This window comes from Halorubrum alkaliphilum, from assembly GCF_017873815.1.
GTDB classification, from domain to species: Archaea; Halobacteriota; Halobacteria; order Halobacteriales; family Haloferacaceae; genus Halorubrum; species Halorubrum alkaliphilum.
The window spans coordinates 1-19,608 of the sequence record NZ_JAGGKQ010000010.1; the positions used below are offsets into that span (position 1 = coordinate 1).

Here is a 19,608-nt window from a genome sequence, read left to right on the forward strand (position 1 = left end):
TGGGATGACGGTGTGTTCTCTCTGGACCGGCGCAACGAGATCGTCTCGGAAGTGATCGACGAGGTATTCCATCTGAAGAACTCTGTTGCCAAGCATCGTCCAGAAGAAGAGTTCGCGGCGATCCGCGAGCGGATCGCGCGAACGACCGAGCGCATCAAGAAGACAGCGTGGCAGCTGGATCAGTACGGATCAGGGAAGGCTGCGGGGTATCTTCGGCGGTGGTTGCCGTCGATCGTGACGTTTGCCGAGCAGGCCGTCGAGGGGTTCGAGGTGCCGTGGACCTCGAACCCCGTCGAACGGCTGATGGGTGAGGTCAGCAAGCGCTGTAAGAACCAGTGGATGCGCTGGACAAAGGATGGATTGGAGGCGATACTCCAGCTTCGGCTGGTGAAGTACGCTGATCCAGAGTACTACCAATCGTTCCTTGACGAACTGCTCCAACGATCGACCAAAACAGCAATGAGCTGTGAACTCTCAATTGAGAGCACCAGAGGCAAACTCTAGACCGCTTTGCAACACGACCAAGAAGTTAACCGAACGCCGACGCGTTCGGTTCGGTATGGGGAAGCGACTTAGGACCGCCATCGGAGCAGCGATGATAGCAGTAGGGGCCATACAGACCGTCCTCTATGGCGTACAAGGAGAGGTGGTTCCGACCGCACTCGGCGCGACGTTCGGGGTACTCGGCGTCGCGTATCTCTGGATCGAAGTGTACGGTGCCGAGTCGGATCGCCCCCACGGCTGACCGTGGCTTAGTCCGCTGAAAAACGACGCGGTCGGACGCGGGCTTTTCAGTTGGGCCGGCGAACCGCACCTAAATACACGTGTACGGCTGGAGCGCCGCACACCGGGTCACAGGTCGTCGCGGTCGAATTTTAACAGGCCCAGTAGTGGCGGTGCGAGCGTCCAGAACACCAGCATCGCGGCCGCCGAGATCTGCTGGTTGACCCGTTCGCCGGTGAACAGTTGGCCGCCGAGGAACCCGTTCGCCAGTTCCTCTATTCCGGTCGTCGGGTTCGCCACGTCGAGGAACGTTCGAACCTGCTCGATCGAGAGGGGGAGTGCCGCGATGACGCCGTCGAGCGCGTCGACCACCTGCCCGGTGAGGAGCCCCCACAGCAGGACGAACACCGCGTACACCGCGATCCCGGCGATCAGCGCGCGCTGTTGGGTCGCCATCGCGGCCGAACAGCCGACGGCGATGGCGACGAACACGACCCCGAGCACCGCGGCGAACACCGTGTAGCCGAGGAAGGACCCGGCGTTGAACGTCACGGGAACGACTATCAAGACAAGCGCGGGCAGGAGGAAGCCCGCGAGGACGGCCAGCGCCAGCGCCGCGCCACGGCCGATCACCTTTCCGAAGACGACATCGGCACGGGAGTGCGGCAACGAGAGCAGCAGCTTCAGCGATCCGGAGTCGCGCTCGCCGCTCACCGCGTTGTAGCCGACGACGATACCGACGAGCGGTATCAGCCCGGTCACCAGCACCGGTCCGACGAGCTGACTCAACAGGAGCTCGGTCGCGAACTGTTGGGCGTCCCCCTGCGGCCGGACGAGGTACGCGAACAGCGAGACCAGAAGCGAGAACAGCGCAACGAGGATCACCATCCCGCGCGACCGGACGGTGTCCTGGAAGTCCTTGTTCGCGACGGCGACGAGGCTCATGCGTCCACCTCGTCGGTGGACTCCGGAGACTCGTCCGCAGACTCCGGAGACTCGTCCGCGGACTCCGGAGAGCCACCGGCGGTTTCCGAGGTCTCGTCGGACTCCCGGCGTGTCGGCGCGTCGCCCTCGGTGTACGCCAAGAAGAGATCCTCCAGCGACGCCTCCCGCGTGTGGAAGTCCCGTACCGTCACGCCGGCGTCCTCCAACGCACCGATGACGGCTGTCTTCACCCCGCCCACACAGCTCACGACGAGCGTGTCGGCCCCCGCGGCGTCGGCTCCGGCGCTCCCACCCGCGCGAGCGACGTCCGTGACGCCATCGAGTGCCCGGACCGCGTCGATCCCCTCGTCGGTCGCGGCGTCGACGTCGATCTCCAGCGTCTCCCCGCCGCCGACGGCCTCCCGGAGCCCGTCGATGGAGTCCTCAGCGACGAGTTCGCCCTGGCGCATGATCCCGACGCGGTCACAGACCGCCTCGACCTGTCCGAGCACGTGCGAGGAGAAGAAGACGGTCGCGCCGCGGTCGGCCTCCGCCCGGACGATCTCGCGCATGTCCTTCGCGCCCGCGGGATCGAGCCCGGAGGAGGGTTCATCGAGGACGAGCAGGTCCGGCTCGCCGACCAGCGCCATCGCCAGCACGAGCCGCTGACGCATCCCCTTCGAGTAGTCGCCGGCCTTCCGGTCGGCGTCATCGAGGATCCCGACACGGTCGAGGAGCGTCTCGGGATCGGCGTCTGCTCCCTTCGACTCGATCGCGAACTCGACGTGTTTCCGACCCGAGAGCCGGTCGTACACCGAGAACCCGTCCGGAAGGACGCCCGTCCGTTGTCGGATCGCGACGCTCTCCTCGCCGGCGTCGCGTCCGAGAACGGTCACCGTTCCCTCGGTCGGTCGAACGAGATCGAGCAGCATGTTTATCGTGGTCGATTTGCCGGCTCCGTTGGGCCCGAGGAAGCCGTACACCTCGCCCTCCTTCACGGTGATATCGAGGTCCTCCACGGCCGTGACTCCGGGAAACTCCTTGGTCACTCCGCGCAGCTCGATGGCGGTCATACCTCCCGTTCCGCCGGCCGGTTTATAAATGGTCGTGGGTCTGGTTGCGCCGGCGGCCGGGACGGACCGGCTACGCCGGCGGCCGGGACAGATCGGCTACGCCGGCGGCCAGTCGATCCCGTGGTCGGCGAGCAGGTCCGCGAACGCAGCCTCGTCGAGGACGGGGACATCGTTAGTGTCGGCGTCCTCGCGCTTCGACCGGCCGGGATTCTCGCCCGCAATGAGGTAGTCCGTGTTGCCCGAGACGCTCGAGGTGGCGTTCGCGCCGTGGCGCTCGACGGTCGCCTGCGCGTCGTTCCGGGCCACCGACAGCGACCCCGTGAAGACGAACGTGAGTCCGTCGAGCGGGGGGGACGCGTCCTCGCCGGCACCCTCGACGGGTTCCGGATCGACGCCGCGCTCGCGGAGCCCCGCGATCGCGGCCCTGTTCTCCTCGCCGTCGAAGAACGTCCGGATCGAGGCGGCCACCTCGGGGCCGACGTCGTCGACCTCGCGGAGGGCGGCCTCGTCGGCGTCGAGGAGCGCGTCGAGATCGCCGAAGTGGGTCGCCAGCGCGCGGGCCGTCGTCGCGCCCACGTCCGGGATCCCCAGACCGGCGAGGAACCGGTCGAGCGGCGGGTTTCGGGTGGCGTCCAGCGCGTCGATCAGGTTCTCGGCGCTCGTCTCGCCCCATCCCTCCAGGCTCGCGAGGTCCGCCGCGGTCAGGTCGTACAGGTCGGGCAACGACTCGACGAGGCCGGCCTCCCGGAGCTGTTCGACCCGCTCCGGCCCGAGCCCCTCGACATCGAGCGCGTCACGCCGGGCCCAGTGTTCGACCGCTCGCTCCAGCTGTTCGGGACAGCCCAACCCACCCGAACAGAACGCGAGCGGGCCGTCGCGTTCGATCGGCGCGCCACAGACTGGACACGTCTCGGGGAACTCGTAGCTCCCCTCGGAGCGTTTCTCGACCACTTCGGGGACGTAGGGGATCACGTCGCCCGCACGGTAGATCCGGACGCGGTCGCCGACGTTCACGCCGAGCCCCTCGATCTCCGCGGGGTTGTGGAGCGTCGCCCGCGAGACGGTGACGCCGCCGACGTCGACGGGCTCCAACTCGGCGACCGGCGTGAGCCGGCCCGTGCGACCGACCTGAACTGTGATCCCACGGACGGTCGTCGTCGCCGTCCGCGGCGGGAACTTGTACGCGAACGCCCAGCGGGGGGCCCGCGAGGTCGAGCCGAGTGCCTCGCAGGCGACCCGGTCGTTCACCTTGATCACGACGCCGTCGATCGCGTAGTTCAGCGTCTCCCGGTCCTCGCCGGTTCGGTCGCGGTACGCTATCGCGGCCTCGATGTCCTCGACGAGTTCGATCCGGTCGGTTCGCGGGAGACCGAACGCGTCGAAGGCGTCGAACTGGCCGCGGTTCGTGGTCGGACGAGTAGCGGAGGCGTTTTGCACCTCCTCCCACGCCAACACGTCGAAAAAGAAGGCGTCGAGGGGGCGATCGGCGACGACGGCCGGGTCGAGCTGCCGGAGGGTCCCGGCCGCGGCGTTCCGGGGGTTCGCGAAGGGGTCCTCACCGCGCTCTCGGCGCTCCTCGTTGTGGGCCTCGAAGGCGTCCCGGGGCATGTATATCTCACCGCGGACCGCGAGGGTTTCGGGCGGATCCCCGCGAAGTCGACCCGGGATCGACGGGATCGTGCGGACCTGTTCGGTGACGTCGTCGCCCTCGATACCGTCTCCCCGGGTCGCCGCGAGGACGTATCTCCCGTTTTCATAAACGACTTCGATCGAGAGGCCGTCGAACTTCGGCTCACAGACGTACCGAAGGTCGTCGGGGTCGAACCCCGCCGTTTCGAGTCCGGACCGAACCCGCTCGTCGAACTCTCGGACCGCCTCGGCGGTCTTTCCGTTGTCGATGGAGCGCATCGGCGCGACGTGTTCGACCGTCTCCAACTCGTCGAGCGGCTCACCGCCGACCCGGCGCGTCGGGGAGTCGTCGGTCGCGAGATCGAACTCCCGCTCCAACGCCTCCAAGCGGGCGTACAGCCGATCGTAAACCGCGTCGTCGATCAACGGATCCGCCTCGACGTAGTACCGGTGATCGTGCTCGCGGACCGCCGCTCGAAGCAGGGTCGCCTGTCGCTCGGCCGCTTCCCGCGACAGCTCGGCGACCGGATCGAAGTCGGTCGGGGGCTCCTCGACGTAGGGGTTCTCGGCCGGGTCCGCGTGACTCGTCGACGAGCGTGTCATCGAGCGATCGTTGGGGCCGTTCCGGTTAAAACGGTACGAAGCGGGTTCGGGATCGCCGGGGAGACAGGCGACGAAACGGGAGTCCGTGGAACTCCCGTCCTCCGGACGCAGTACCGTGTCAGCCAACGGGTTGGCGCTCGATCATCCCGACGGGCGTCGATACGTCTTAACCGGCGGAGCCCCAACCTCGACCATGGCCTCAGAGTCGTGTGACGTCTGTGAGCGGTCCGTCAGGATCGCCGGCGGGATCGGCGACCTGTGGAACTTCGCGTTCGAGTCGACCCAGGGGATGACCCTCGAACTGACGGACGGCTCCGAGTTCTTCCTCTGTTTCGAGTGTATGGAGGAGCTTCCCGGCGACCACGAGCCGACCGAATCGGACGTCGAGGCGCTCCGGGAGCGGACCGAGCCTGTCGAGGAGGACGGCAACTCTTTCTGGCACTGGGGGTAGCAGCGGGGCGAATCGCTTCCGAGCTTATATATCAACGCGTCGCATCCGCGGCGTATGGACACTGCTGCGCTCGGCAGGTTCCTCCTCGTCCTCCTCGTGGCGAACGGGATCGGGTTCGTGATCGCAGCGGTGGTCTCGCCGCCGGACCCGTTCACGCAACTGTCCTACTATTTGCCGATGTTCCCGATCACGGTGGTCGTCGCGTACGTCCTCGTTTATAAGTGTGGGTTCGACCGGATCAACGCCGCGATCTAAGGGGTCGAGGTCTGATCGAATGAAAACGAGCGACCGTCAGCGATGCGTGAGCCGCGGCGTTAGCGTGGCCGCGGCAGTGGCGTAAGAACGAACGCCGAGTCGACGCCGATCAGGACCGCAGGACGCGGTACTCGACCGTCCCGATCCCGGGGATGTCGATCCGGCGGAGCGAGCCGCGGTGTCGTCGGACGAGTCGGGCGAGGTTTCGGACCACGCCGGCGACGACGATGAGGGCAGCCGCGGACACGACGGCCGCGACCGGGTAGCTGATGACGAACAGTGCGAGGGCTGCGAGCGCGAAGAACACCAGCAGCGTGAGGATCGATCCGCCGATCGACGGGGGACGTCGCGGCGGCAGCGACGATCCGTCTGCGGAGTTCGCGAGTAGTGGTTCCATACATACTCGTTGTATCCGCACGCTAATAAGCTTTCATATTACAAACACTTTCTGATACTCGGTACCATGTCACACAGTCGTAAATCGGCTGAAACCTCCGATAGTAGGGTGTAATGAGTGACATGGTACTAGTTGTGGTACTTGTTCAATATCGAATATATACCGATCTATCATGTGACCAGAGAGGGTTGACGAACGCCGATCGTCGACCACGAACTGCTGTCGATGACGGCCCGTAGATCGATGCGCCATTCACAAGTACCATACTCTCTCGCAACCCCGAGTAAGACAACAGGTGGAGCCAGTGACGAAGAAACGCGAATACCGAGACGACTACACGGATAAGACGCTGTACATCCCCGGGCCGACGGAGGTCCGTGAGGACGTGATCGAGGCGATGACGGAGTCGCCGTTCGGCCACCGCATGGACCGGATGACCGACTTGTATACGACCATCGTCGAAGACACGAAGGAGTTCCTCGGCACCGACAACGACGTGGTGATCCTCACGGGCTCCGGCACGGAGTTCTGGGAGGCGACGACGCTGAACCTCGTGGACGAGAACGTCCTCGTCCCGACCTGCGGGGCGTTCAGCGAGCGCTACGCAAACGTCGCCGAGCGCCTCGGGAAGAACGTCGACCGACTGGAGTACGAGTGGGGGGAGGCAGTGAAGCCCGAGGACGTCCGCGAGGCGCTCGAATCGGGAGACACGCACTACGACATGGTCGCCGGCGTATTGAACGAGTCGTCGACCGGCGTCCGCAACCCGATCGAGGAGATCGGCGACGTCATAAGCGAGTTCCCGGACACGTACTTCGCCGTCGACGCCGTCTCGTCGCTCGGCGGCGACTACATCGACATCGACGCCCACGGTATCGACGCCATCTTCGCCTCCAGTCAAAAGGCGTTCGCGATGCCGCCGGGGCTCGCGATCTGTGTCGTCAGCGACGACGCCTACGACCGCGAGGCCGAGAAAGGGGACTCCTCGTGGTACGGCGGGTTCCGCCGCACGATCGACTACTACGACCGGAAGGGACAGACCCACTCGACGCCCGCGATCCCGATCATGTTAGCGTACCGCAAGCAGATGAAACATATGCTGGCGGAGGGCCACGCGGCCCGCGACGAGCGCCACCGCGAGATGATGGAGTACGTCCACGACTGGGCCGACGAGCACTTCGCGATGTTCCCGGAGGAGGGATACGAGTCGCAGACGGTCGCCTGTATCGAGAACACACAGGACATCGATGTCGCGGCCACCATCGAAGAGGTGAGCGAGGAGTACGACATGGCCTTCTCGAACGGCTACGGCGACCTCGCGGAAGAGACGTTCCGGATCGGGCACATGGGAGAACACACCGTCGAGTCGATCCGCGAACTCACCGACGCGATCGAGGACGTCGCAGAACTGTGAACGTCGGGGGCGTCGCCAGGATCTAGCGTCGGTCTCGGTGAAATACCCGGGGCAAGCTACTTTTCTGACGCGTCGGAACACCCGGTCATGGACCCCGATGCCCTCCGAGACGCCCTCAACCGATGGGTCGAAGAAGATGTGATAGACGAGTCGACTGCGGCGCGCATCCGCGCGTTCGAGACGAGCGAGACCGAATTCGAGTCGGACGACGCGGGCGAGGATGGGCTCCTCGGCGACCGGCGCGTCGTCGTCGCGCTCGCCCTGATGGGTGGTGCGCTGATCGCGGTCGGGGTCGGGACCTTCCTCTTGGAGCGCTGGGAGTCGATCCCAGTCGGCCTCCGGGCACTCGTTCTCCTCGGCGTCCCGCTCGCGGCGACAGGCGGTGCCGTCCACCTCGGCGACCGGTCCCCGCGAACCGCACACGGTCTGTGGCTGCTGGCGGCGCTTTTCACCGGCGTTACCCTGTTCCAACTGGCCGAACTGTTCTCGATCGCCGATGTGGAGGGGCTCGACGCGTGGCTCTGGCTGGCGTGGGCCGCCGTGGCGATCGGAATCGGAAGCGGCCTCGACTCCCGCCCGGTGACCGTCGTCGGCGTCGCCGTGGGACTGGGCGCGATCGCCGCTGCCGTTCCGGGGAACGCGTTTCTCGTCGCCGGGTTCTACGGCGGGATCGTGTACGCCGCAGGGGTGCTCACGGACGTGACGCTGCCGGAGGCAGGTGATGAAGCGACGACCGAGGCATCGCCGACTCGGTTCGCGGGGACGCTCCGGTGGGTCGGCGGCGCGTTCGCGGTCAGCGTGATCGCGGCCATCGGCGTTTCCGGATCGCCGCCGCCGATCACGGACGACCCCGGAACCGTCGCGATCGCGGGTGCGGCCGCGGTGGCGGGGGTCGTCGCAGTCGCCCGATCGTGGCGCAGCGAGCGGGCGAGATACGCGGCCGCACCGGCGATCGCCGCGCCCGCGAGTCTCGGGATCGCGTGGGCGCTCGGGGGCGTCGGACTCGACGAGGTGGTCGTCGCCGTGGTCGGACTCGCCTGTCTGCTCGGACTCCTCCTCGCGCTCGTCGTCGCGGCCGTCGGGCTCCAAGAGGCCGCGCTCGTCAACGTCGCGACGCTCGGGTTCGTGCTCGGGGTCGGTGCCTTCCTCGTCGGTCCCGTCGCCGACGTCACGTCCGGGCCGCTCGCGCTCGTCGCCGCCGGCCTCGTCCTGCTCGGTGCCGGGCTCGGCGCGGAGCGAGGACGACGCGAGGTGCTCTCGCGGATGGGGTGAGACAGGCCACGATCGAACCGAGAGGCTTCGTTGAAACGCTTCGATATTGGTGACGTGAACAACATCGGGAATGAGATCGTATTCAACAGACATCTGAGCGGCAGCGACGCTCACTTATAAACGGACAAAATGGACAATCGTGGTGGCGCGCGCGGGAAGCGCGCGCGAGGGAGTTGCGGTCGTCCCGGAGCGAAGCGACGGGCGACCGCAACGAGGCTGGGGAGGCGTGAGGTGCGGTGGCGGTGTGGGGTGGGACTCAAAGGGGCAGTCGCGAGGACGAAGCACGCTGCGGCAAGCACCGCAGGAACGAGCGGAGCGAGTGACAAGGAGCACAGCGAAGCGCGCGAGTCCTCGCAACTGGGGCTTTGACAGTGTTCACCGTCGATCCGCAGTCGCTGACTTATAAACGGATCATTCAGGATCTGGAAGCATCCAGTACCACATCAACCACTTATAAACAGCCGCCAGCAACACCACTTGCTCGCTTATAAACAACTACTCCACCGTATTGCGAGACCCACTCCCGAAATCGCTCGATACCCGCACTCCAGCGACCGGCTGTTTCGGTCGACGGTCCGTCTGAAGGGTGGGTTTTGGTGGAGACCCGGGTTTATAGCCAGAGCAGTTGCGCGTGACGCGTTCCGTCGAACTCCAGCACCGTTTCCTCGTCGACGAGGCCGGCCTCGACCGCGATGCCGACCGCCTCGTTGCCGACGATGTTGCCGACTTGAGCGCGATGGAGGGCATCGACGACCGCCTCGGCGTCGGCCTCCTCGGCCTCGGGACCGCCGTAGAACTCCTCGCTCACGGTGAGCGTAGCGCGACCGTTGTCGTACGTCTCGCCGAGACAGTCGGCGTCACAGACAGAAACGAGTCGTCCCTCGGCGGTGTCGCGCTCGCGGAGTAGCATCTAGAAGCCCTCTGGACCCTCACCCTGTAGCTCGCGTTCGTCCGGGGAGCCACGTCCGCCACCGCGCCCGCCTCGGCCACCAGTCCCGGGGTCGCCACCGCGACCGCCCGGGCCGCCAGCCCCCGGGCCGCCGCGACCGGGCCCTGCGTTCCCGCCGCCCATCCCACCTTGGCCGGTCTGCTCGTCGACCATCTGGCCTTCCGCCTCGCGACGGATCTCCTCGGCGCGGTCGGCGACCTCCTCGGCCTGCTCGTGTTCGCCCGCCTCTTCGAGTGCGCGCGCCTTCTCTTCGAGGACACCAGCATCGCGATATCCCAGCCGGATCGCGTTGTCGAAGCAGGTGACGGCGTCCTCGGCGAGGCCGCGCTCGACCAGGAAGAAGCCCCGGTTGTACCACGCCTCCGCGAACCGCGAGTCCTTCTCGACGGCGCGTTCGGCGTGTTCGAGCGCCTGCTCGGAACGGCCGAACTCCCAGAGCGCGTACGCGAGGTTCGTCTCGGCGGTCGCCGCGTGCTCGGAGTCGTCGTCGATGCGTAACGCCTCCTTGTACGCGCCGATCGCCTCGTCGAACTCCTCCAGTTGTGCGTGGGCCGCCCCCTTGTTCACCCACGCCTCCTGAGCCTCTAGCGAGTCCTCCTCGGCGAAGCTGGCGGCGCGCTCGAACGTCTCCGTCGCCTCCTCGAACCGGTTGATCCCCATGTACGAGAGCCCGACATCGATCAGTCGGTCGACATCGACGACGTCGCTCTCGACGTTCCGTCGGTCGAGCACGTCCGTGAGCACCCGCGAGTCGACCGGATCGACCGTGTTCGGGTCGGCGTCCAGCTCCTCGGGGTCGAGGGTGAACTCCTCGTAGTCGGCGTCGACGCCCTGGCCCGCGGAGAACTCGTGGGCGTCGGCGTCGCGTTCGTCGGTCATATGCCCGGATTTGACGGTCACGATGGGTAAGGGTTACGTCGGCGGACTGTGAGCGATCGGGGCAGCAGATCCGGGCCTCCGATCACCAGCCCTGCGCCCAGAGCGATCCAACGTTGCTCCCGCTGGTCGATGGATCCGTGGAATCAAATTCGTCCGGAAACAGCGATCGGTATGGCAGACGGTGGCGAGGACCAGTCCCGTGTCGGGTCCCTCGCGTCCATTTCACGTGGCGCCTCGCTGTACACCATCGGCAAGGTAATCTCGGATGTCGGAGAGTTTCTGCTTCATCTGCTCGTGTCTCGGCTGTTGGGGGCAGCCAGCTATGGATTGTTCGCGTACGGAAAGACGCTCGCGTTTACCGCGCTGCTGGTGACTAACTTTGGATCCGACGAGTCAATTCTCAAGCACCTCCCACAGTATGAGAACGAGCCCCGAAAGCGGCGGTTCATGCTGGGGCTTGCGTGGGTCACCTCGGCGGGCGGGGGACTGATCGTTAGCGGCGCACTGTTTCTGCTCGCACCGATCGTCTCCAATCTGACGCTCTCCGACCCGCAGTTCGTCTCGGTGCTCCGGCTATTCGCGGCCGTGCTCTTCATCGACACGCTTGCGGGCCTGCTGTACTCGACCTTCCGCGCGGTACAACTGGTCGAGTACGAGGTACTAACGAAGCGGGTGCTCAAACCGGCGCTCCGCGTGCTCGGGGTTGGAGGCGTAATCGCCGTCGGCGGATCACTATACGGCGTCGTCACCGCGATGGTGGTGGCGAGCGCGGTAACGTTCGCGGTTGCCGTGCTGTATTTTCTCCGACGAACCGAGATCCGACCGACGCTCCGTTCACCGGGCAACACGCGGGGAACCGTTCGTGAGTACTACGGGTACTCCCTTCCGCTGACCGCAAAGGAAGCGGGAACCGTGATGCAAGGCCGTGTCGATGTCCTGATGGTCGGGTTCCTTCTCTCATCGACTGCGGTCGGCGTGTACAACGTCTCCGTGCTGGTCGCCGGAGTGCTGTACGTTCCGCTACTCGCTGTTAACCGCTTGTTCCCGCCGGTAGCCTCACGGCTGTACACGGAACGCCGCCGGGCAGATCTGACAGCAATCTATAGCGTAGTGACGCGGTGGACGTTGACCGCGAGTTTGCTTATCGCGGTTGTCGTCGTCGTGTTCCGCGTCGAGATACTTGCCCTGTTCGGCTCGGAGTTCACCGCCGGCACAGTCGTATTAACGCTGTTCGTCGTCAGCCAGTTGTGGAACTGTGCTACCGGACCGAGCGGGTATCTACTGATGATGACGGACCACCAGTACGTTGTTATGGCCACGGAGTGGCTGTTTGGGGTCGCTAACGTCGTTTTGAACTACGTGTTCATTCAAGCGTTCGGCCTCGTGGGGGCCGCGCTCGCGTCCGCGGGCGTGCTCGCAGCTCGGAACGTCACGAAAATAGCGGCAGTGTGGTACTTCGAACGACTCCACCCCTACTCGTCGTCGTTCGTGAAACCGCTCATGGCCGCCGTCGTCGCGGCCGCTGGAGCGCTCGTCGTCGAGGCCACACTCAGCGGAGTTCCCGCGGTCGCCGTTGGAAGCGTCGTTGCGGCCGGATGCTACGGTATCGTTCTCGCTGTAGCGGGGACCGAGCCAGTCGACCGGGAGGTGTACCGACTGCTTACCGCGTCTCCCGACGAGTGATCCAGCTTACTCTTTAGCTCCGACACCACCCTCGGCACCGGAACCGTCCGGGTGCTCCACCCGAACCCGCGTTACTCGCGTCGGGGTCGCACTCGTCACGGTCAAGACGACCTCGCCGAGTTCGACGCGGTCGCCCTCCTCGGGAAGCCGGCCAACGGACTCCGTTATCAGCCCGGCAACCGTCTCGAACTCGCCGGCGAGAGGGAGGTCGGTCCCGAGACTCTCGTTGAGATACGCCACCGTCGTCCAGCCGTTGACGACCGCGGTTCCCTCTCCTGTGGGCCGGACGTGCTCGGTCTCCCCCCGCCCGACGATTTCGCCGACCACCTCCTCGATCACGTCCTCGATCGTCGCGAGCCCGACGACCGCGCCGAACTCGTCGACGACGATCACCATCCGAGTCCCGTCGTCGCGCATCTCCGCGAACAGCTCGTCGACCGGCTTCGACGCGGGGACGAACGTCGCCTCCCGGGTTGCGCTCGCGAGGTCCTCGCCGGCCGCGTCGGCGCGGATCGCATCGCGGACGTCGACGATTCCCACCACGTCGTCGCGGTTTTCGCCGTAGACGGGAAGCCGGGTGACGTGTTCGCTCGCCGCCGTCTCGATAATATCCGCGGGTGTCGCCGTGTCGCGGACGGCCACCATGTCGGTTCGGGGGACCATCACCGCCGTGACGCGGGTCGCTTCCAGATCGAGGACGCCGCGGATCATCGCCCCCTCCGTGGGGTCGAGCGCGCCGCCCGCCTCTCCCGAGAGGACGAGCGTCTCGATCTCCTCGCGGCTCACGTACGACCCGATGTCGGTGTCACCACCGATGAGACGTGTTACCAACCCGGAGGCAGTCTCGAAGACGACGAGGACCGGTCGGAGGAGCCGCTGGGCGATGACGACCGGACGGGAGACTCGGAGCGCGTGTTTCTCCGCGTTCGCGACGGCGTACGATTTTGGCGCTATCTCGCCGAAGACGATGACAAAAAACGAGGTGAACACCGTGGATCCGGTCGCGGCCTGACTCGCCGGGAGGTACTGGACAAGTACCGCGGTGGCGACTGAGGCGGCGGCGATGTTGGCGACGTTGTTGCTGACCAGCGCAGTGACCAGAAAGCGGTGTGGGTTCTCTCGCAGCGTCGCAAGCGCCGCGCTCCCCGGGACACCCTCGGCGACCAGTGAGTCGACGCGGTGTTTTGCGACCGAAAAGACGGCGAGTTCCGAACTGGAGAAGAACCCGCTGATCGCGGTCAGCCCAACGATCGCGATCGCTCCGAACAGCGTGAGCGTGAGGTCCATACGACCCCGATGAACCCCGACCGGAAAGGGTGTACCGGCGTCCGTCGAGCGAGCGACGACTCACCGCACCCCGAGAGTCGGCAACTCGTCCGCTCACACCACCTGTTCGCCGTCGTCGTCGTACACTTCGATAGCGTCGACCGGGCAGACCCGCGCCGCGAATTTCGCATCGAACTCCTCGTCCTCGGGGACCTCAACCTCGAAGATATCCCCCTCTGTCTCCTCACCACCGACCAGATCGGCTTTTCCGTCGTCCAGATCCTTCTCGAACCCGTCCCACTCGGCGACACACTGGAACATGCCAATACAGGTGTCGCGGTCGAATCGTACTCGCATACCGCTGCTACGCCGACCGGATACAAAGCGGTGACGACGCCGCGTGACGCGGGACGGCCGCCGCGTCGGCAGGATCCGATGCCCGGATCCCGCAGCGCGGGAGTTTCACCGGACGATGAGGGTATGCCCCCTGCGGCTCGTTCGTCGAAACGCCCGGTGACGCCGACGCCCTCCCTCTCTCGTGGTCGGGTCGTTTTTATATTCGACGCTACATCGACGCGTATGGAACCGGATGGGCGCACTCTACGGTCCGTCCTCCACAAACGGATCGACGTGTTCCGGTCGCTCGACGAGTCGTCCGCGAGCAAGCCGGAGCTCGTCGACCGGCTGTCGAGTTCGCGGTCGACCGTAGATCGGGCGATCAGTGATCTCGAGGACGTCGACTGCGTCGAGTCGCGCAACGGAACCTACTCGCTGTCGGCAACCGGTCGGTTCGCCCTCACGGAACACGAGCGATACGCGTCCACGACGCAGACAATCGCGCAGGCGAGCGACCTGCTCAGTGGGCTCCCGGAGTCCACGACGCTCCCGTCGGTGTTCCTCGAAGGTGCCGAGGTGACGGTCGGAGATCCCCATGCGCCATCGAGCGCGGCAACGACGAGTAGCCGACTGCTCGAACGGGCGACTGCGATGCGGGGGCTCGCGCCGACGGTGCTCAAGTCGGACGTGTTCATTCTGAACCGCGAGCTCGACCGCGATGACCTGACGATCGACGTGGTCGCCGAACCCGAAGTCGTCGAGGCGCTCTCCGCGCTCTCGGACACCCCGGTATCGGCGCTCGTCGCCCGCGACGCCTTCTCGCTGTATCGGAGTTCCAAGCCACTCCCGTACGCGCTCTGGGTGATGGAGACGCCCGAGGGCGACCGCGCGGGCGTCACGTTCCGCGGAGCCGGCGGCGGTGCCGGAATGGTGACCAACGACGCACCCGACGCGGTCGCGTGGGCGAACGAGACGTTCGAGTCGTATCGGGCGGCTGCGGAGTCGGTCGACCGTCCTATTTAAGCGCGGAGCGACACATACTCCGACGATGACCGAAGTCTGGTTAGTCGACCGGCAGTTCGACTCGAAGGGACTCGTTCGGCTGACGTACGCCACCGAGGACGGCGAGCGCGTCCACACCAAGGAGCTGGCCGAACAGCGGCTCGTGACGGGGGGCGGAGTCACCGCCGGCCGCGACGTCGACGCGAGCGCGCTCGGCGAGACAGATCCGGAGGAAATCGAGCGGTTCGCGGCGGAGGCGTCGCGGATGGCAGCCGAACACGCGCTCGACGACACGGTGTGAACGGTCAGTCGTTTATAAGAGAATATAGTGGACGGTCGGTCAGACGCCTTCGATGATTCGTATTTATAGAAAACACCATCATCTTATAAACTGGAGCGAGCGGCCTGGAGTATGGGGTGTAATGGACCGCAACCACACTGCGATCGCGCCGGTCCGCAGCCACCCTCGCAGGCCGCTCGGGCATTTATAAGTCGCTCGCGGACACGACGACAGGAGGTCGGACGATCAACTCGTTCAGCGATCTCATTTATAAACGCTCCAGCCACGCTTCCGACGGCTTAAATCGGATCGGGGGCTAACTGCCGGTAATGCAACCCAGTTCGCTCTCCGGGCTCCCCGCGGGCGTCGGCGAGGCGCTCGAGGCGGAGGGCGTCGCCGAGCTGTACCCGCCACAGGAGGCGGCCGTCGAGGCCGGAGTCGTCGACGGCGAGAGCCTCGTCGCGGCCGTCCCCACGGCATCCGGCAAGACCCTCATTGCGGAGCTGGCGATGCTCGCGTCGATAGAGCGCGGCGGCAAGGCCTTATATATCGTTCCGCTGCGCGCGCTCGCCAGCGAAAAGAAGGCGGAGTTCGAGCGCTGGTCGGAGTTCGGCGTGACCGTCGGCGTCTCGACGGGCAACTACGAGTCGGACGGCGAGTGGCTCGGCTCGCGTGATATCATCGTCGCCACGAGCGAGAAGGTCGACTCGCTGATCCGCAACGGCGCGCCGTGGATCGACGACCTCACCTGCGTCGTCAGCGACGAGGTCCACCTCGTGAACGACTCGGGCCGCGGCCCGACGCTAGAGGTCACCCTCGCAAAGCTACGGAAGGTGAACACCGGTCTCCAGACGGTCGCGCTGTCGGCGACCGTCGGCAACGCGGACGTCATCGCCGAGTGGCTCGACGCCGAGTTGGTCGAGTCCGACTGGCGACCCATCGACCTCCGGACCGGCGTCCACTTCGGCAACGCGATCAACTTCGACGACGGGAGCCAACGCGAGGTGCCGGTCGACCGCGGCGAGGAACAGACCGCCCGGCTCGTCGCCGACGCGCTCGACACCGAGGAAGAGGGGCAGGGCGGCTCCTCGCTCGTGTTCGTTAACTCCCGCCGAAATGCCGAGTCGGCGGCCCGGAAGCTGACCGAGGTCACGGGATCGCGGCTCACGACTGACGAGCGCGACCGGCTCCGCGAGCTCGCCGAGGAGCTTCGCAGCGTCTCCGATACGGACACCTCCGAGGACCTCGCCGACGCGGTCGAGCAGGGGTCGGCGTTCCATCACGCGGGGCTGGCAAGCGAACACCGGAGTCTGATAGAGGACGCGTTTCGGGACCGCCTCATCAAGGTTATTTCCGCGACGCCGACGCTCGCGGCCGGCGTCAACACCCCCGCCCGTCGGGTGGTCGTCCGCGACTGGCGGCGGTATGACGGCGACTTCGGCGGGATGAAACCCCTCGACGTGCTGGAGGTCCACCAGATGTGCGGCCGCGCGGGGCGTCCCGGTCTCGATCCGTACGGCGAGGCGGTGTTGCTCGCGAACGACGCGGACGGGATGGAGGAGCTGTTCGACCGGTACGTCTGGGCGGACGCCGAGCCCGTCCGGTCGAAACTCGCGGCCGAGCCCGCGCTCCGGACCCACGTGCTCGCGACGGTCGCGTCCGGCTTCGCCGCGACCCGCGAGGGGCTACTCTCGTTCCTCGATAACACCCTCTACGCGACCCAGACCGACGACGAGGGGCGGCTCACGGCCGTCACCGACGCCGTCCTCGACTACCTCGCCGTCAACGACTTCATCGAGCGCGAGCGCGACGAGGTGGACGGCACCGAGCGGCTGTCGGCGACCGGGATCGGCCACACCGTCTCGCGGCTCTACCTCGACCCGATGAGTGCCGCGGAGATGATCGACGGCCTCCGCGACGCGTGCGCCGACGACGCGACGAACACAACGGATGCGATGCCCGCCGAATCCGGGGAGTACGAGCGGGTAGCTCCGGACGATGCGGACGGCGAGCCCGGGTTCGGGACGTACAGTCCTGTGGGCGACGCGGACGACGACGTGGGCGACGCGGACGACGATACCGACGACGCGGCCGGCGAGGAGGACGGGAAGCGGACCGACATCACCCCGCTCGGTTGCTACCACCTCGTGAGCCGGACCCCCGACATGTACGAGCTCTACCTCAAGTCGGGGGATCGGGAGACGTACACGGAGATCTGTTACGAGCGCGAGACCGAGTTCCTCGGGGACGTTCCCTCGGAGTACGAAGACGTCCGGTTCGAGGACTGGCTCGCGTCGCTCAAGACCGCCCGCCTGTTGGAGGACTGGGCGGACGAGGTCGACGAGGACCGGATCACCGAACGATACGGAGTCGGTCCCGGAGACATCCGCGGGAAGGTCGACACGGCCGAGTGGCTGCTCCGCGCCGCGGAAACCCTCGCGAGCGACGTGGAGGGGATCGACGGCGACGCGGTGCTCGCGGTTCGGCGGGCCAGAAAGCGGGTCGAGTACGGCGTGCGCGAACCGCTCCTCAACCTCGCGGGCGTGCGGAACGTCGGCCGGAAGCGCGCACGGCGGCTGTACGAGGCGGGCGTCGAGACCCGCGCGGACCTCCGGGAGGCGGACAAGGCCGTGGTGCTCGGCGCGCTCCGTGGCCGGGAGAAGACGGCGGAGCGGATCCTCGAACACGCCGGCCGCGAGGACCCCTCAATGGACACCGTCGACGCCGACGCCTCGGCCTCGGCGGCCGCGACCGCGGGGAGCAGCGGCGGCGACGGCGGCGGTGACGGCCAGTCAAGCCTCGGTGATTTCGGATGACCGACCCGTTGGCCCAACGGGCCGACGACGAGGAGCCCGCCCAGCCGACGCCCCACCCCGACTGCCGGCTCGTGGAGGGGACGGTGGAGATCGACGACCTCGACGAGTTCCTGGCGTTCATCGAGGAGGTCGGAGAGGAGACGGACGCGGTCGTCCAGGCGTTCGACGCCGACTACGTCGTCGACGGCGACCATCTCCGGCGGGCGACGCGGCTCGCGGCCCGCGCCATCGCCCGCGACGAGGCGGTCGCCCGCGACCCGGCGGTCGAGGTGTTGTTGTACGCCGCGGGCCGCAGGCAGATCGACCGAGGGCTCGAACTCGGCGTCTCGTCCGGAGAGAACCGCGTCGTTCTCGTCGTCGCCGACTTCGGAGGGGTCCCAGGTTCCGACCGCTCGACCGGGGATCTCGACGCGGCCGAACGGAGACTTGCGGCGGGTCTGACCCCGGAGGCGACGCTCGGAACGTTCGACGAGGTCGCGGTCCGCGAGTACTACGACGTGAGCGACCGCGAGCTCGCGGCGACCGCTGGCGACCTCGCCGACGTCGTTCACGAGCGCGTCGCGCTGCTCGACGTCGAGAAGTGACTGGGGCCGGGAACGATCGATGTCGAGAGGTGGGCGATGTCGAGAGGTGGGCGATGTCGACGTCGCGAACCGCGCCGAGGATCGGTATCGAACCCCTTCGCTTCGCCTCCAAACCGACGGACTGCGGAATGGTTTCGTTCCAGTCGAAGCCAGCGCTACCCCGTGGTTGAACGTCGACTCGTGGAGCGGAACCCGTCCAAGAACACGGTCGGCGGGTAGAATAGTCCATCCTGGATTCGAACCAGGGTCGAAGCCCCCAGAAGGCTTCAGGATTGGCCACTACCCCAATGGACTGTGCGCATCACCGCTACTCCACGCGTGTTTGTAAGCGTTGCGCGTCGCATCCTCCGTGGTATTCGGTCGCATTCGTCGGAAGCGGCGCGAGCAACCTCCCTCGTCGTGATCGTCGCATATGGATCGATCGACGCGTTTTAGCGATCCGACTGACCACAGTCGTGTATGTACATCGGACGGTTCCTCGTCGTCGCTCCCGGCATCGGTGCCTACCGCGTCTCCTCGCGCTCGTTCCCGAACCGCCGCGTGGTCGACCGCGGCGATACCCTGACCGTGGGCCCGACCCCTGACGCGCCCGAGACGGACAACCCGTACGTCTCCTACAACTGCGTCCGCGAGGTGGAGACGCCGACCGGCGAGCCGCTGGCGGTCGTCGGCAACGGGTCACACGTCGACCCGGTCGCGGAGAAGGCGGAGCTCGGCTATCCCGCCCGCGACGCGCTCGCGACCGCGCTGCTCGCGCTCGACTTCGAGAAGGACGACTACGACACGCCCCGGATCGCCGGCGTCGTCGGCGCGGACACGGCGACGATCGCGACCGTCAGACGCGACGCCCTGATCGTCGAGACGGTGGACTCGCCGACCCTCGTCGCCACCTACGAGCTGGACGCGCCCGAATCTCATGACCTTGCGGCGACCGACGCGGCGTCGGCCGCGACCGAGCTCCTCACGGCCGACTTCGAGCACTCCGTGTGTGCCGCGGCCGCGACCGTCGACGGGGAGGGCGTCTCGCTGGCGTTCGACAACGGCGAGTAGGTCCGAGAACTCCTCGGTCGGT

19 protein-coding genes, 1 tRNA gene and 1 pseudogene are annotated in these 19,608 nt (G+C 66.5%); 12 read left to right on the forward strand and 9 right to left on the reverse strand.

Annotated features, from left to right (window positions below; translation table 11 throughout):
• Nucleotides 1-504, forward strand: a pseudogene (locus tag J2751_RS07975) (ISH6 family transposase); the annotation flags it as partial.
• A gap of 55 nt (nucleotides 505-559) precedes the next feature.
• The gene (locus J2751_RS07980) at nucleotides 560-745 is read left to right on the forward strand and encodes a hypothetical protein (RefSeq protein WP_209484929.1); all 186 of its coding nucleotides are present in this window, start codon (nucleotides 560-562) and stop codon (nucleotides 743-745) included.
• 107 nt (nucleotides 746-852) lie between these two features.
• Here the strand turns inward: J2751_RS07980 and J2751_RS07985 are convergent, their stop codons facing one another.
• The 3 genes from J2751_RS07985 to ligA all read right to left on the reverse strand — a co-directional run bounded on the left by J2751_RS07985 (nucleotide 853) and on the right by ligA (nucleotide 4,952).
• A complete protein-coding gene (locus J2751_RS07985) occupies nucleotides 853-1,668 on the reverse strand; it encodes an ABC transporter permease subunit (RefSeq protein ID WP_209484930.1) in 816 nt (271 codons plus the stop codon).
• Nucleotides 1,665-2,720 carry an ABC transporter ATP-binding protein gene (locus tag J2751_RS07990; protein ID WP_209484932.1) on the reverse strand — a complete coding sequence of 352 codons (1,056 nt, stop codon included), beginning with the start codon at nucleotides 2,718-2,720 and terminating at the stop codon, nucleotides 1,665-1,667. Before J2751_RS07990 ends, J2751_RS07985 begins: the two co-directional genes overlap by 4 nt.
• A gap of 96 nt (nucleotides 2,721-2,816) precedes the next feature.
• Nucleotides 2,817-4,952 carry an NAD-dependent DNA ligase LigA gene (gene ligA / locus J2751_RS07995; protein ID WP_209484934.1) on the reverse strand — a complete coding sequence of 712 codons (2,136 nt, stop codon included), beginning with the start codon at nucleotides 4,950-4,952 and terminating at the stop codon, nucleotides 2,817-2,819.
• 193 nt (nucleotides 4,953-5,145) lie between these two features.
• On the opposite strand from ligA, the gene J2751_RS08000 reads away from it, so the two are divergent.
• Nucleotides 5,146-5,403: a DUF7561 family protein gene (locus J2751_RS08000; protein WP_209484937.1), complete on the forward strand. Its 258-nt coding sequence runs from the start codon at nucleotides 5,146-5,148 to the stop codon at nucleotides 5,401-5,403.
• A 54-nt stretch (nucleotides 5,404-5,457) separates the two neighbouring features.
• Nucleotides 5,458-5,658 carry a DUF7534 family protein gene (locus J2751_RS08005; RefSeq protein WP_209484939.1) on the forward strand — a complete coding sequence of 67 codons (201 nt, stop codon included), beginning with the start codon at nucleotides 5,458-5,460 and terminating at the stop codon, nucleotides 5,656-5,658.
• 109 nt (nucleotides 5,659-5,767) lie between these two features.
• Here J2751_RS08005 and J2751_RS08010 read toward each other — a convergent pair whose 3' ends face one another.
• Nucleotides 5,768-6,055, reverse strand: a complete 288-nt coding sequence (locus J2751_RS08010) for a hypothetical protein (RefSeq protein WP_209484941.1) — start codon at nucleotides 6,053-6,055, stop codon at nucleotides 5,768-5,770.
• A 304-nt stretch (nucleotides 6,056-6,359) separates the two neighbouring features.
• Between J2751_RS08010 and J2751_RS08015 the strand changes: the two genes are divergently transcribed.
• Nucleotides 6,360-7,469, forward strand: a complete 1,110-nt coding sequence (locus J2751_RS08015; protein WP_209484943.1) for a pyridoxal-phosphate-dependent aminotransferase family protein — start codon at nucleotides 6,360-6,362, stop codon at nucleotides 7,467-7,469.
• Nucleotides 7,470-7,556: 87 nt separating this feature from the next.
• Nucleotides 7,557-8,741, forward strand: a complete 1,185-nt coding sequence (locus J2751_RS08020) for a DUF2157 domain-containing protein (RefSeq protein WP_209484945.1) — start codon at nucleotides 7,557-7,559, stop codon at nucleotides 8,739-8,741.
• Between the two features lie 610 nt (nucleotides 8,742-9,351).
• Here the strand turns inward: J2751_RS08020 and J2751_RS08025 are convergent.
• Nucleotides 9,352-9,651, reverse strand: coding sequence for a DUF424 domain-containing protein (locus tag J2751_RS08025; protein ID WP_209484947.1), 300 nt, complete (start codon nucleotides 9,649-9,651; stop codon nucleotides 9,352-9,354).
• A complete protein-coding gene (locus tag J2751_RS08030; RefSeq protein WP_209484949.1) occupies nucleotides 9,652-10,569 on the reverse strand; it encodes a tetratricopeptide repeat protein in 918 nt (305 codons plus the stop codon).
• 171 nt (nucleotides 10,570-10,740) lie between these two features.
• Between J2751_RS08030 and J2751_RS08035 the strand changes: the two genes are divergently transcribed.
• Nucleotides 10,741-12,252 carry a flippase gene (locus tag J2751_RS08035; RefSeq protein ID WP_209484951.1) on the forward strand — a complete coding sequence of 504 codons (1,512 nt, stop codon included), beginning with the start codon at nucleotides 10,741-10,743 and terminating at the stop codon, nucleotides 12,250-12,252.
• A 6-nt stretch (nucleotides 12,253-12,258) separates the two neighbouring features.
• On the opposite strand, the gene J2751_RS08040 is transcribed toward J2751_RS08035, so the two are convergent.
• The gene (locus J2751_RS08040) at nucleotides 12,259-13,539 is read right to left on the reverse strand and encodes a hemolysin family protein (protein WP_209484953.1); all 1,281 of its coding nucleotides are present in this window, start codon (nucleotides 13,537-13,539) and stop codon (nucleotides 12,259-12,261) included.
• A 93-nt stretch (nucleotides 13,540-13,632) separates the two neighbouring features.
• Nucleotides 13,633-13,875 (reverse strand): ferredoxin, encoded by a 243-nt coding sequence (locus tag J2751_RS08045; RefSeq protein ID WP_209484955.1) that lies wholly within the window; start codon nucleotides 13,873-13,875, stop codon nucleotides 13,633-13,635.
• A 222-nt stretch (nucleotides 13,876-14,097) separates the two neighbouring features.
• Between J2751_RS08045 and J2751_RS08050 the strand changes: the two genes are divergently transcribed.
• From J2751_RS08050 to cgi121, 4 genes are all read left to right on the forward strand, one after another.
• Nucleotides 14,098-14,877 (forward strand): helix-turn-helix transcriptional regulator, encoded by a 780-nt coding sequence (locus tag J2751_RS08050; RefSeq protein ID WP_209484957.1) that lies wholly within the window; start codon nucleotides 14,098-14,100, stop codon nucleotides 14,875-14,877.
• Nucleotides 14,878-14,902: 25 nt separating this feature from the next.
• A complete protein-coding gene (locus tag J2751_RS08055) occupies nucleotides 14,903-15,157 on the forward strand; it encodes a hypothetical protein (protein WP_209484958.1) in 255 nt (84 codons plus the stop codon).
• Nucleotides 15,158-15,465: 308 nt separating this feature from the next.
• Entirely contained in the window at nucleotides 15,466-17,952 is a 2,487-nt protein-coding gene (locus tag J2751_RS08060) for an ATP-dependent DNA helicase (protein ID WP_209484960.1), read from the forward strand.
• A complete protein-coding gene (cgi121, locus tag J2751_RS08065; RefSeq protein ID WP_209484962.1) occupies nucleotides 17,949-18,536 on the forward strand; it encodes a KEOPS complex subunit Cgi121 in 588 nt (195 codons plus the stop codon). Before J2751_RS08060 ends, cgi121 begins: the two co-directional genes overlap by 4 nt.
• A 221-nt stretch (nucleotides 18,537-18,757) precedes the next feature.
• Here cgi121 and J2751_RS08070 read toward each other — a convergent pair.
• Nucleotides 18,758-18,830: transfer RNA gene (locus J2751_RS08070), tRNA-Gln, on the reverse strand.
• Nucleotides 18,831-18,995: 165 nt separating this feature from the next.
• Here J2751_RS08070 and J2751_RS08075 point away from each other — a divergent pair.
• Nucleotides 18,996-19,586, forward strand: a complete 591-nt coding sequence (locus tag J2751_RS08075; protein ID WP_209484964.1) for an IMP cyclohydrolase — start codon at nucleotides 18,996-18,998, stop codon at nucleotides 19,584-19,586.
• Nucleotides 19,587-19,608: the final 22 nt, after the last annotated feature.

Coding starts and splice junctions, on each gene's coding strand:
- J2751_RS08060 (WP_209484960.1), top strand. CDS start 15,466: ATGCAACCCAGTTCGCTCTCCGGGCTCCCCGCGGGCGTCGGCGAGGCG.
- J2751_RS08075 (WP_209484964.1), top strand. CDS start 18,996: ATGTACATCGGACGGTTCCTCGTCGTCGCTCCCGGCATCGGTGCCTAC.
- J2751_RS08050 (WP_209484957.1), top strand. CDS start 14,098: ATGGAACCGGATGGGCGCACTCTACGGTCCGTCCTCCACAAACGGATC.
- J2751_RS07990 (WP_209484932.1), bottom strand. CDS start 2,720: ATGACCGCCATCGAGCTGCGCGGAGTGACCAAGGAGTTTCCCGGAGTC.
- J2751_RS08005 (WP_209484939.1), top strand. CDS start 5,458: ATGGACACTGCTGCGCTCGGCAGGTTCCTCCTCGTCCTCCTCGTGGCG.
- J2751_RS08035 (WP_209484951.1), top strand. CDS start 10,741: ATGGCAGACGGTGGCGAGGACCAGTCCCGTGTCGGGTCCCTCGCGTCC.
- J2751_RS08000 (WP_209484937.1), top strand. CDS start 5,146: ATGGCCTCAGAGTCGTGTGACGTCTGTGAGCGGTCCGTCAGGATCGCC.
- J2751_RS08030 (WP_209484949.1), bottom strand. CDS start 10,569: ATGACCGACGAACGCGACGCCGACGCCCACGAGTTCTCCGCGGGCCAG.
- ligA (WP_209484934.1), bottom strand. CDS start 4,952: ATGACACGCTCGTCGACGAGTCACGCGGACCCGGCCGAGAACCCCTAC.
- J2751_RS08025 (WP_209484947.1), bottom strand. CDS start 9,651: ATGCTACTCCGCGAGCGCGACACCGCCGAGGGACGACTCGTTTCTGTC.
- J2751_RS08020 (WP_209484945.1), top strand. CDS start 7,557: ATGGACCCCGATGCCCTCCGAGACGCCCTCAACCGATGGGTCGAAGAA.
- cgi121 (WP_209484962.1), top strand. CDS start 17,949: ATGACCGACCCGTTGGCCCAACGGGCCGACGACGAGGAGCCCGCCCAG.
- J2751_RS08040 (WP_209484953.1), bottom strand. CDS start 13,539: ATGGACCTCACGCTCACGCTGTTCGGAGCGATCGCGATCGTTGGGCTG.
- J2751_RS07985 (WP_209484930.1), bottom strand. CDS start 1,668: ATGAGCCTCGTCGCCGTCGCGAACAAGGACTTCCAGGACACCGTCCGG.
- J2751_RS07980 (WP_209484929.1), top strand. CDS start 560: ATGGGGAAGCGACTTAGGACCGCCATCGGAGCAGCGATGATAGCAGTA.
- J2751_RS08055 (WP_209484958.1), top strand. CDS start 14,903: ATGACCGAAGTCTGGTTAGTCGACCGGCAGTTCGACTCGAAGGGACTC.
- J2751_RS08045 (WP_209484955.1), bottom strand. CDS start 13,875: ATGCGAGTACGATTCGACCGCGACACCTGTATTGGCATGTTCCAGTGT.
- J2751_RS08010 (WP_209484941.1), bottom strand. CDS start 6,055: ATGGAACCACTACTCGCGAACTCCGCAGACGGATCGTCGCTGCCGCCG.